This is a genomic window from Ferrimonas sp. YIN67 (assembly GCF_057219095.1).
Map to the genome: position 1 here is coordinate 1 of NZ_JBXVVJ010000018.1, position 11,399 is coordinate 11,399.

Below are 11,399 nucleotides of genomic sequence, written 5' to 3' on the forward strand. Positions count from 1 at the left end.
GGCCCCACCCGATCCCATGCCGAACTCGGAAGTGAAACGCAGTTGCGCCGATGGTAGTGTGGGAGTTCCCATGTGAGAGTAGGTCATCGCCAGACGCTTATTTTAAAATTTTGCTGATATAGCTCAGTTGGTAGAGCGCACCCTTGGTAAGGGTGAGGTCCCCAGTTCGACTCTGGGTATTAGCACCATTTTCGATAAACCCAGCCTTATGGCTGGGTTTTTTCGTTTTGCGTCCTTTGCTTTGCCTTCAGTATGTCCCAGGCTGGGTGCTCTTTGCCATTGGCTGAGCTATCCTTTTGTAAGAGTCTATGCTGCTGATATAGCTCAGTTGGTAGAGTGCACCCTTGGTAAGGGTGAGGTCCCCAGTTCGAATCTGGGTATCAGCACCAGTTCCCCAATAACCCAGCCTTATGGCTGGGTTTGTTGTTTTACCACTTTATCCCCTCCTATCCGTTTGAATCCTTGCCCGACGAGGCGGCCGTGAATTAGGGTGAAGGCCTGACGAGGAGATACTGATGCACATAGAGATGATCTGCACCGGGGAAGAGGTGCTGTCTGGCCAGATCGTGGATACCAATGCTGCCTGGGTCGCCCAGAGGTTGTTGGAGCATGGTGAGGAGATCCACTCCCGCGTGACGGTGGGAGATCGCATGACCGATCTGATTGGGGCATTTACCGCAGCGGCAGGTCGTGCCGATCTGGTCTTGGTTAATGGTGGTCTAGGGCCGACCCTGGATGATTTAAGCAGCGAAGCGATTGCACAAGCCATGGGGGTTGAACTGGAACTCCATGAAGGCTGGCTGGCGACAATGAAGGCGTTCTTTGAACGACGTGGTCGCCCGATGGCCGAGATTAATCGTAAGCAGGCGATGCTGCCCAAGGGCTCGGTGATGATTGATAACCCTGTTGGGACAGCCTGTGGTTTCCGCGTGCTGTGGCAGGGAACCTGGTTTGTTTTTACCCCAGGCGTTCCGTCCGAACTGAAGAAGATGCTGAACGACGAGTTATTGCCGTGGTTGATGCAAGATTTTGGACTTATGCCCGGTATGCCCTTGTATCGCCTGTTGACCGTGGGTCAGGGAGAGTCTCAACTGGTTCATCTGCTCTCCGATCTGGTGTTACCTGATGGTGTGGAGCTTGGCTACCGGGCGTCCTTGCCTTATGTCGAGTTAAAGCTGATGCGCCGTGCTGAGGTGGAGGAGTCGCGATGGCAAGCCTTGCTGATACAGCTCAGACAGCGCCTCGGGGACGCTTTGGTGGGGGAGAACGTCATCAGTGTTGGGGAAGCCGTGCATCAACTGCTCAGTGAGCGTTCACTGACCTTGGTGACGGCAGAGTCCTGTACCGGAGGAATGGTTGCCAGCCAGCTGGTGGATTTTGCTGGCAGTTCGACCTATTTGCAGGGCGGCTGGATCACCTACAGTAATGAATCCAAGCAGCGAGAGTTGGGAGTTTCGGCGCTCTGCCTGGCACAGCACGGGGCGGTTTCACTGGAGACGGTGCGTCAGATGGCGGCTGGTGCCCGGCAAAAGGCGGGGACGGATCTGGCCATCAGTATCAGTGGCATTGCCGGTCCGGGGGGCGGCAGTGAGGATAAGCCTTTGGGAACGGTGGCGTTTGCCCTGGCCCATGCTAAGGGGGTGGAGGCGCAAGTCCTCAGGTTGGGGATGCGCCAGCGTGATCAGGTGCGGGCATTGGCAACTGTGGTGGCATTAGATATGGTCCGCCGTCACCTGCTGCAATTGCCGGTGATGGCGGAGTATGGTTACCTGAAGCGGGTCGAGTCGAGCTGAGTGCAATCAGGGCTGGAGAAGAAACTCCAGTTTGCCGGGCTGGATCCGGATCTCTTTGCCAAAGCGGCGCAGCAGATCCTGTTGCCAGCCCTGGTCATCCAGTGTGTAGACAGCTTGGTTTTCCAAGTACAGCTGGATCCATTGCATCGCTTCCCGGCTCAGTGGGATCAGCATCTGCTCAAGCTCTTTGGGGCTGGCCTCAATCTTGGCGAGCTCCAGATCGCTGAGATAGATACTGTGATCATTGCTGTCATACCAGGGTGTGGCTTTAAATTGCAGCACCAGCCCTGCGCGCAACGGGATCAGCGGCGTATTCACTTTTATCTTGGAATGTGCCGCGACCGAGATCCGCTCTGGCTCCCGGCCGATCTCCACCTGAATATCAGAAAACACCAGCTCGGCACCCAGGTGATCATTGCCCGCGAGTGTTTGCTCAGAGCGAAGGTGCCGGTTCAGATGATCTTCCAACTCTGCCTCGCTAACCGAGTAGCTGGTGGCACAGCCGCCAAGCAGCAGACCCAGAAAAATCAAAATAACCGGCATCTTCATCTCTTCTTTACCCTGTATTACGCAGGCCTGCCGCGATCCCTGCGATGGTGATCATCAAGGCTTGCTGCAACTCAACACTGTCGTTTTCCTTACGGCAACGACGCAGCAACTCGGCTTGCAGGAAGTTCAGCGGGTCAATGTAGGGATGCCTCAACTCAACGGACTCCTTGTTCCAAGGGGTCAGCTCCATCAGGCTTTGTTCCTGAGTCAGATCCAGGATGCAGTCGATGCCGACCTGTAGCCGTTCACGTAGGCTGTCACCCAGATGGTGGAGGCTCTCCGGTACCAGAACCTGCTCGTAGTAGCGGGCCAGGTTGGGCTCTGCCTTGGCGTAAACCATCTCCAGCATGGAGAGGCGGGTGCTGAACAGGGGCCACTGTTGGAACATCTCACGCATGGTCTCCTGGTGGCCATTGTCCACGGCCTGCTGGAGCCCTTCACCGGCACCGAGCCAAGCGGGCAGATTCATGCGGTTCTGGGTCCAGGCAAAGATCCAGGGGATGGCACGCAGGGATTCGACTCCCCCGTCGGCACGGCGTTTAGCCGGGCGGCTACCCAGTGGCAAAGCGGAGAGCTCCTGCTCAGGTGTTGCAGCACGGAAGTAGGGCACGAAATCCGGTTCTTCGTTGACGATCTGACGGTAAGCCTCGACCGAGGTTTCGGCGATCTCGTCCATCAGGGTACGCCATTCTGGTTTAGGCGTCGGAGGGGGCAGCAGAGTGGCTTCCAGCGCTGCCGAGGTGTAGAGCGCCAGGCTTTGCACCGCGACTTGGGGAACACCAAATTTGAAGCGGATCATTTCGCCCTGTTCGGTGACACGCAGGCGGCTGTCTACAGAGCCCGGGGGCTGGGACAGGATCGCCTGGTGGGCTGGACCGCCCCCGCGTCCGATGGAGCCTCCTCGACCATGGAACAGGGTCAGTGCTACATCGGCTTGCTGACAAACATCTACCAAGGCTTCCTGGGCTCGGTACTGGGCCCAGGAGGCGGCCATTACGCCCGCGTCTTTGGCGGAATCGGAATAGCCGATCATCACCTGCTGACGACCCCGGCAGTAGCCCAGATACCAGTCGATAGCAAACAGGGCCCGCATAACATCGGCGGCATTGTCTAGATCGCTCAGCGTCTCAAACAGCGGCACGATGGGCATGGTGAACTGGCAGTCGCACTCTTTGAGCAAAAGGGCGACGGCCAGTACGTCTGAGGGAGCGGCTGCCATGGAGATCACGTAGGAGCCCAGGGCTTCTTGGCTCTGGCGGGCGATCATACGACAGGTATCGAGCACTTCCTGAGTTTCGGCACTGGCTTGCCAGTGATGGGGAAGCAAGGGTCGACGGTTGCTCAGCTCGCGGAGCAGGAAGGCCTGCTTCTCCTCTTCGCTCCAATGGTTGTAGTCGCCCAGACCCAGATAACGGGTGGCCTCGGCGATGGCATCGGCGTGCCGATCGGAAGATTGGCGAATATCGACCTTAACCAGGGTGCAGCCGAAGCAGTGAACCCGGCGCAGGATGTCGAGGAGGCTGCCATTGGCAATCAAGTGCATGCCGCAATTCATCAGGCTGTTATAAGCCAGTTCCAGCGGCGCTAGGAGATCGGCTTTGGTCCAGATCAGGGACTCGATCTCGATCTCGGGGTGGTGACCGTCCAGTCGCTGCTCGAGGTAGTCATGGGTTTGCTGCAGTGTCGCATGCAGACGCCGTAACAGGATGCGATAGGGTTCGCGGACGTCACCGACCTCGGTTCGCAGGGCCTCATCGCAACGTGTCATGGACAGCTCGCCATGCAACTGCTTGATATCATCTAGATACAATCGGGTTGCTGTCAGGCGGTTACGCAGGAAGACTTCTTGACTGACTTTGGCAGTGACGTTGGGGTTCCCGTCACGATCGCCGCCCATCCAGCTGGAAAACTTCACCGGGGCAACATGGGGGGGCAGCAGGGTACCAGTGTGCTCCTGGACCTGTTCGCTTAGCTGGCGCAGGAATTCGGGAACCGCCTTCCATAGGCTGGCTTCTACGGTGGCCATGCCCCATTTGGCTTCATCCACGGGGGTTGGACGTTGGTTCCGGATCTCATTGGTATGCCAGATCTGGGACACCAGCTGGCGCATCTTGAGTTTATTGCGCTGGATCTCCAGTTTCGATAGCTGGGGGTTTTCCCCTTCACTCAGGCAGTCGATCAGATTGGCGTATTTTTTGATTAGGGTGCGGCGGGTGATTTCTGTTGGGTGAGCCGTGAGTACCAGATCGATCTCCAGTTTCTCAAGTTCAGCCAGGAGTTGCTGGGGATCAACCTTGGCTTTGCCGTTCAGCAGTCGGCCCAGCAGTTGCTCCACCGGATCGGGCACACAGACCAGTTCATCGCAGTTGCGTGAGATGGAGTGGTGTTGCTCTGCGATATTAGCCAGATTGAGGAACTGGTTAAAAGAGCTGGCAAAAGGAACCAGCTCGTGGTCTGGCAGGTCGGCCAGCATGGCCAACATCTGGCCTCGGGCATCGTCATCACCATTACGGGATGCCTTAGACAGCTTACGGACAGCCTCAACGCGGCTGAGGAACTCGTCCCCCTGCTCGCCGAGGATGGTTTCACCGAGGATGGACCCCAGTAGATGGACGTTCGCCTTTAGCGGGGCGTACATGTCGGCCATCGATCAGTCTCCCTGAAAAATATTCTTAGCCGATTGATCCTGAGGTGCAATCATCCAAGCGTCAAGGATGGTTGGATGAAATCTAGGCATCAAAAGACAAATAACCGAATGTGACTTTGTCCCTGGGGAGCAAAGTGTTCTCAATGATGGCAGTGAAGCCAATTCGCAAATATAGTTATGCATGGGGGTTGCATAAAAAACTGGAGCGGGTAATCTTTGTATCAACTTAACAAGGAACCGCCCTGAGAGCACGACCCATGACGACCCTGCCAACAACACTGCGACGACGATAATCCCCCTCTGAAGCCCGCTCGGGCTTGGCGCGTCAGTGCCGTTTGCGTTATCCCCTAATCCAGAATTTCTTCCGCAAGGAGCCAGACCATGATTAAGGTCGCAGTCATTGGAGGGTCCGGTTACACCGGTGCCATCCTAGCCAAGTTAATTTCACAACATGCCCAGCTCAGCCTGACCGGACTCTATGTTTCCGAAGGCAGTGCAGATAAAGGGAAATCTCTGTCTGCGCTCTACCCGGAGCTGTTGGGGCTGGTTGATCAGCTATTGTTGCCCCTGTCGGAAGCCAACCTGAGTGACCTTGAGGCCGATGCAGTGTGCCTGGCGACCGAACATCAAATCAGTGCCGAACTGGCCCCCAAGCTGCTGGCTAAGGGGCTCACCGTGTTTGATCTGTCTGGTGGCCATCGCTTCAGAGATCCGAGCGTATTCCCGGCTTTTTATGGATTTGACCATCCAGCCCCACAGCTGTTGTCCGATGCAGTATATGGCTTGGCCGAGTGGGCCCAACAGCCCCTGACCCAAGCTCAGCTGATTGCCGTTCCCGGGTGTTATCCCACGGCGTCCTTGCTGGCACTTAAGCCGCTTAAACAACAAGGATTGATCAGCGAGGGCGGCGTGCCTGTGATCAATGCGGTGAGCGGCGTTTCTGGTGCGGGCCGTAAAGCCTCACTGACCTCCAGCTTCTGTAATGTGAGCCTGACCCCCTATGGCGTATTGGGACACCGTCACCAACCGGAGATCGAGAGCCAGTTGGACCACCCCGTAGTCTTTACCCCTCACTTGGGCGCATTCAAACGTGGGATCCTGGCCACCATCACGGTGCCGGTAACGCCGGGGACTAAAGATGCGGACGTTGAGGCGGCTTACCAGTGTTATGCCGACTGCGACAAGGTCAATCTATTGCCTTCGGGCTACTGGCCCAAGGTGGATGATGTAGCGGGCAGTGATCGCTGCCTGATCGCTTGGAAGCTGGATCCACAGCGTAATGTTCTGGTGGTGGCCAGTGCCATTGACAATCTGATGAAGGGCGCAGCCAGCCAGGCGCTTCAGTGCATACTTATTCGGTATGGTCTCGGAGGTGATGTATGAAGACCATGGTCATTAAAGTCGGTGGCGCGTTGTTGGCTTGTGAGCAAGGGATCGAGCGCCTGTTTGAGACCTTGGCGGGTCTTCAGCAGGGGGGCTGGAAGCTGGTGCTGGTTCATGGCGGTGGCATCGTTGTCGAGCAACAGCTCGCTGCCAATGGATTTGTTTCTGAAAAAAAAGAGGGTCTGCGGATCACTCCGGCAGAGCAGATCCCTGTGGTGGCCGGGGCCTTGGCGGGTACCGCCAATACCGCCCTGGTGGCAGCGGCGAGCAAGGCAGGCCTGACGCCGGTTGGCCTGTCCCTGGCGGATGGCGGCATGGTTCAAGCCCAGGTGTTGGATAAGGCACTGGGCTGTGTCGGCGAAGTAGCGGCCAAGGCCGCGACCCTGCCCAAGGCTTTGCTGGAAGCGGGTATGTTGCCGATCATCAGCTCCATCGCCGTCGATGAGAACGGTCAGCTGCTCAACGTCAATGCGGATCAGGCTGCGACGGTGATCTGCCAGCTGCTGGAGGCTGAACTGACCCTGTTGTCCGACGTCGCCGGGGTACTGGATGGTCAAGGTCAGCTGATCTCAATGCTGGATCGGACTGGGTTTGAGCAGCAGGTGGCCCTGGGGGTCATCGAAGGCGGGATGAAAGTCAAAGTCGAAGCCGCCCTGGCGGCGGCTCACACCATCAATAACTGTGTCCGGATCGCCAGCTGGCGTCATCCAGAACAACTGGCCGCGCTGCTCAACGGTGAGAGTGTCGGCACCGCAGTACAACCTTAAGGGATTAAGCCATGAAACATTTACTGACATTGAAAGATCTGAGCCAGGCGGAGATCCTGGCCATCATCGACAAAGCCATCGAGATCAAGCAGGACTACAGCCCGTTCGAGGATGCCCTGAAGGGTCTCTCCGTGGTAACCCTGTTTGAAAAGCCCAGCCTGCGGACCCGGGTCAGCTTTGACATTGGGATCAATAAGCTCGGGGGCCACGCGGTTTACCTGGATCAGCAAAACGGTGCCCTGGGGCAGCGCGAGTCGGTTAAGGACTTTGCGCTGAACCTGTCCCGCTGGTGTGATGCCATCGTCGCCCGGGTGTTTGATCACAACACGCTTGTTGAGCTGAAAGAGTACGCCACCGTACCCGTGGTGAACTCCCTGTGTGATCTCTACCATCCCTGCCAGGCGCTGGCCGACTTCGTCACCCTCAAGGAGCATTGTGGCGACTTGAGCCAGGTTAAGCTGGGTTATGTCGGGGACGGCAACAATGTGACTCACTCCCTGATGTTTGCCGCTGCCAAGCTTGGGGCTGACATGGTGGTGGTTTGTCCTCCGGGTCACTTCCCTGATGGCAACATGGTGCTGGAAGCGAAGGCGATTGCTGCCGAGCACGGTGGCAGCCTGGAGTTGTCCAGTGATACGTCAGCGCTGGAAGGGTGTGATGCCCTGTATGCCGATACCTGGATCTCCATGGGCGATGACACGCCATTTGAGGCAATCAAGGCGAAGTTTATGCCCTATCAAATCAATGCAGAGCTGATGGCCGCCAGTGGCGCCAAATGCGTATTGCACTGCCAGCCGGCGCATCGGGAGGTGGAGATCACCTCAGAGGTGATGGACGGTCCCAACTCGGTGATCCTCGATCAGGCGGAAAATCGCATGCATGCCCAGAACGCCGTGTTGCTTCAGCTCCTGACTCAATAAGCATTCCGACCCAGAAGGAAAACAAAAATGTCTCAAATCAAGAAAGTTGTACTGGCCTACTCTGGCGGCCTGGATACCTCCGCCATTATTCCTTGGCTCAAGGAGCAGCACGATTGTGAAGTCGTCGCCTTCGTCGCCGATGTTGGCCAGGATCCGGAAGAGCTGGTGGGTGTGGAAGAGAAAGCCCTGGCCTCCGGTGCGTCCAGTTGCCATGTCATCGACTTGAAAGAGGAGTTCGTGGCGGACTATGTGAACCCGATCCTCAAGACCGGCGCCATCTACGAAGGCACCTACCTGCTGGGCACCTCCATGGCGCGTCCCATCATCGCCAAGGCTCAGGTCGAACTGGCGCTGAAAGTGGGCGCCGATGCGGTCTCACACGGTTGTACCGGTAAGGGCAACGATCAGGTGCGGTTCGAGTCCACCTATGCTGCCCTGGCCCCTCAGCTGGCGGTGATCGCCCCATGGCGTGAGTGGACCATGAAGTCCCGGACTGATCTGCTCAACTACCTGGCTGAAAAGAACATCCCGACCACGGCCAGCGCAGAGAAGATCTACAGCCGGGATGCCAATGCCTGGCATATTTCCCACGAAGGTGGTGAGCTGGAGGATCCCTACTGTGAGCCATCCGATAAGGTCTGGACCTGGACCGTTTCCCCGGAGCAGGCCCCGGACGAAGCTCAGTACGTCTCCCTGCAGTTTGACAAGGGCGTCCTGACCGCCGTCGACGGCGAGGCCATGAGCCCCTACAACGCCTTGACCTACCTGAATGACGTGGCGGCCAAGCACGGCGTTGGCCGGATCGATATCGTCGAGAACCGCCTGGTGGGGATGAAGTCCCGTGGCTGTTACGAAACTCCTGGCGGCACCATCCTGAATACTGCGCTGCGCGGTCTGGAGACCATGGTGCACGATAAGGCCTCCTTCAAGTTTCGTGAGCAGGTTGCCCTGGAGTTTTCCCATGTGATCTACGACGGTCGCTGGTTCACTCCCTTATGCGAAGCCCTGCTGGCGGCGGCCGAGAGCCTGGCCAAGGTGGTCACCGGTGAGATCGTGGTGAAGCTGTACAAGGGGCACGCCACCGTGGTGAAGCGTCAAAGCCCCAACAGCCTGTACTCCGAGGCCTTCTCTACCTTCGAAGAGGATGAGGTGTACAACCAGAAGCACGCCGAAGGCTTTATCCGTCTGTTCAGCCTGTCCAGCCGCATTGCGGCCATGCATGCCGTCGATAAGAACGAGGAGAAGTAATCATGGCCTTATGGGGCGGTCGGTTTAGCGGCGCCGCGGACAGTCGCTTTAAGTTGTTCAACGACTCGTTGCCGGTGGACTACCGTCTGGTGCAGCAGGATATCACCGGCTCTATTGCCTGGGCCGGTGCCCTGAAGCAGGTTGGCGTGCTCGATGATCTTGAGCATGGCAGCCTGGTGAAGGCGCTGCACGATCTGGCCGAGTCGGTTACCGAAGAGCAGATCCTGGCCTCTGGTGCCGAGGATATCCACAGTTTTGTCGAGTCTTCACTGATCGACAAGGTCGGGGATCTGGGCAAAAAGCTGCATACAGGACGCTCGCGTAACGATCAGGTTGCAACGGATCTGAAGCTCTGGTGTAAGGATCAGGGCGAATACGTCATCGAAGCCTTGGTGAAGGTACAGCAGCAACTGCTTACGCTTGCTCAGCGGGAGGCCCACACGGTACTGCCGGGCTACACGCACCTGCAGCGTGCCCAGCCGATCACCTTCGGCCACTGGGCCATGGCCTATGTGGAGATGATGGAGCGGGATCTGCTGAGGGTGAAGGATGGTTTGAACCGTCTGGATACCTGTCCCCTGGGCAGTGGTGCCCTGGCCGGTACCGCCTACCCGGTGGATCGTCAGGCCTTGGCCCATGCCCTGGGCTTTCGTCAGGCCACCAACAACAGCCTGGACTCGGTGTCGGATCGGGATCATGTAATTGAGCTGTGCAGTGCCGCGGCGATCTCCATGATGCACCTGTCCCGGATGGCGGAAGATCTGATCTTCTACAACTCAGGTGAAGCGGGCTTTATCGAGTTGGCCGATGCGGTGACCTCGGGTTCCTCCCTGATGCCGCAGAAGAAAAACCCCGATGCTTTGGAGTTGATCCGGGGTAAGACCGGCCGGGTTTATGGTTCGCTCACCGGGATCCTGACCACCATGAAAGCCCTGCCCATGGCCTATAACAAGGACATGCAGGAGGACAAGGAGGGTCTGTTCGACGCCATCGACAGCTGGTTGATCTGTCTGGATATGACCGCCTTGGTGCTGGAAGGGGTCCAGGTGAACAAGCAGCGCACCCTGGCTGCGGCACAGCAGGGCTATGCCAATGCCACCGAGCTGGCCGACTACCTGGTCGCCAAAGGCATGCCGTTCCGCGAAGCGCACCATGTGGTGGGTGAAGTGGTGGTGGCGGCCATCGAAGCGGGCAAGGCACTGGAAGATTTCACCCTGCCAGCGCTGCAGGCCTTCTCCGATAGCATTGAGTCCGATGTCTACCAGCACCTGACCATTGACGCCTGTCTGGCTAAGCGGGTTGCAAAGGGCGGCACCTCCCTAGAGCAGATCGAGCGGGCCCTGGGCCAACAGAAGATGGCGCCGACTCAGGAGATCGCCGATCAGGACATCATGGGTGGCACCGCACCGAAACAGGTGCGCCATGCTCTGGATGTGTCCCAGCAACGCCTCAATGCTCACAAGGCAGAGTTGTTGTCGGTCCGGTCAGCCCGGCTGTCTGATGTGGCTTCTATCCACAAGATCAACAACTACTGGGCCGAACTGGGTGAGACCCTACCGCGCTCTCGTGATGAGATCCTGCAGGATGTGCTGGACTTCTCTGTTGCGGAGCAGGATGGCAAGGTGGTCGGTTGTGCCTCCCTGTACATCTACGAAACCGGTTTGGCGGAGATGCGCAGCGTGGGGATCGATCCGGACCATCACGGTCAGGGGCAGGGCCGTGCCCTGGTCGACTACATGCTGCAGCGTGGCCGAGAGCTGGAGCTTGAGAAGGTGATTGTCCTGACTCGAGTACCAGGCTTCTTTGGCAAGTTGGGCTTTGGTGAGATCAGCAAGGAGATCCTGCCTGAGAAAGTGATGAAGGACTGCGAGCTGTGTCCACGCAAGCACGCCTGTGACGAAGTGGCGATGTCCTACAACTTCAGCTAGTCGCCATCGCGAAATTGAAAAGCCCCCGCAGGGAAACCTGCGGGGGCTTTTTTGCACCCTCCTGGTGAGCTATCAGCTATCAGCTATCAGCTATCAGCTATCAGCTATCAGCTATCAGCTATCAGCTATCAGCTATCAGCTATCAGCTATCAGCTATCAGCTAT

The 11,399-nt window shown here is 57.7% G+C and carries 8 protein-coding genes, 2 tRNA genes and 1 rRNA gene; 9 read left to right on the plus strand and 2 right to left on the minus strand.

From position 1 onward, the window contains the following. From rrf to AC2D8U_RS20905, 4 genes are all read left to right on the plus strand, one after another. A 5S ribosomal RNA gene (gene rrf / locus AC2D8U_RS20890) occupies positions 1-95 on the plus strand; the annotation flags it as partial. Between the two features lie 17 nt (positions 96-112). Next, positions 113-188 (plus strand) — tRNA-Thr (locus AC2D8U_RS20895). 125 nt (positions 189-313) lie between these two features. Further along, positions 314-389 (plus strand) — tRNA-Thr (locus tag AC2D8U_RS20900). Positions 390-515: 126 nt separating this feature from the next. Then, positions 516-1,793, plus strand: a complete 1,278-nt coding sequence (locus tag AC2D8U_RS20905; RefSeq protein ID WP_484621008.1) for a CinA family nicotinamide mononucleotide deamidase-related protein — start codon at positions 516-518, stop codon at positions 1,791-1,793. Positions 1,794-1,799: 6 nt separating this feature from the next. Here AC2D8U_RS20905 and AC2D8U_RS20910 read toward each other — a convergent pair whose 3' ends face one another. Further along, positions 1,800-2,336 carry a YceB family lipoprotein gene (locus AC2D8U_RS20910; RefSeq protein ID WP_484621009.1) on the minus strand — a complete coding sequence of 179 codons (537 nt, stop codon included), beginning with the start codon at positions 2,334-2,336 and terminating at the stop codon, positions 1,800-1,802. Between the two features lie 13 nt (positions 2,337-2,349). Beyond that, positions 2,350-4,989: a phosphoenolpyruvate carboxylase gene (ppc, locus tag AC2D8U_RS20915; RefSeq protein WP_484621010.1), complete on the minus strand. Its 2,640-nt coding sequence runs from the start codon at positions 4,987-4,989 to the stop codon at positions 2,350-2,352. Between the two features lie 381 nt (positions 4,990-5,370). On the opposite strand from ppc, the gene argC reads away from it, so the two are divergent. The 5 genes from argC to argH are packed head-to-tail and all read left to right on the plus strand — an operon-like array spanning position 5,371 to position 11,235. Next, positions 5,371-6,372, plus strand: a complete 1,002-nt coding sequence (gene argC, locus AC2D8U_RS20920) for an N-acetyl-gamma-glutamyl-phosphate reductase (RefSeq protein ID WP_484621011.1) — start codon at positions 5,371-5,373, stop codon at positions 6,370-6,372. Further along, a complete protein-coding gene (gene argB / locus AC2D8U_RS20925) occupies positions 6,369-7,139 on the plus strand; it encodes an acetylglutamate kinase (RefSeq protein ID WP_484621012.1) in 771 nt (256 codons plus the stop codon). The genes argC and argB overlap by 4 nt, the downstream gene beginning before the upstream one ends. Before the next feature lie 11 nt (positions 7,140-7,150). Then, positions 7,151-8,059 carry an ornithine carbamoyltransferase gene (locus tag AC2D8U_RS20930; protein ID WP_484621013.1) on the plus strand — a complete coding sequence of 303 codons (909 nt, stop codon included), beginning with the start codon at positions 7,151-7,153 and terminating at the stop codon, positions 8,057-8,059. Between the two features lie 27 nt (positions 8,060-8,086). Further along, complete coding sequence (locus AC2D8U_RS20935) at positions 8,087-9,307, plus strand: argininosuccinate synthase (protein WP_484621014.1); 1,221 nt, start codon at positions 8,087-8,089, stop codon at positions 9,305-9,307. A 2-nt stretch (positions 9,308-9,309) separates the two neighbouring features. After that, on the plus strand, positions 9,310-11,235 hold the full coding sequence (argH, locus tag AC2D8U_RS20940; protein WP_484621015.1) for an argininosuccinate lyase: 1,926 nt from the start codon (positions 9,310-9,312) through the stop codon (positions 11,233-11,235). The last annotated feature ends 164 nt before the right edge of the window (positions 11,236-11,399 follow it).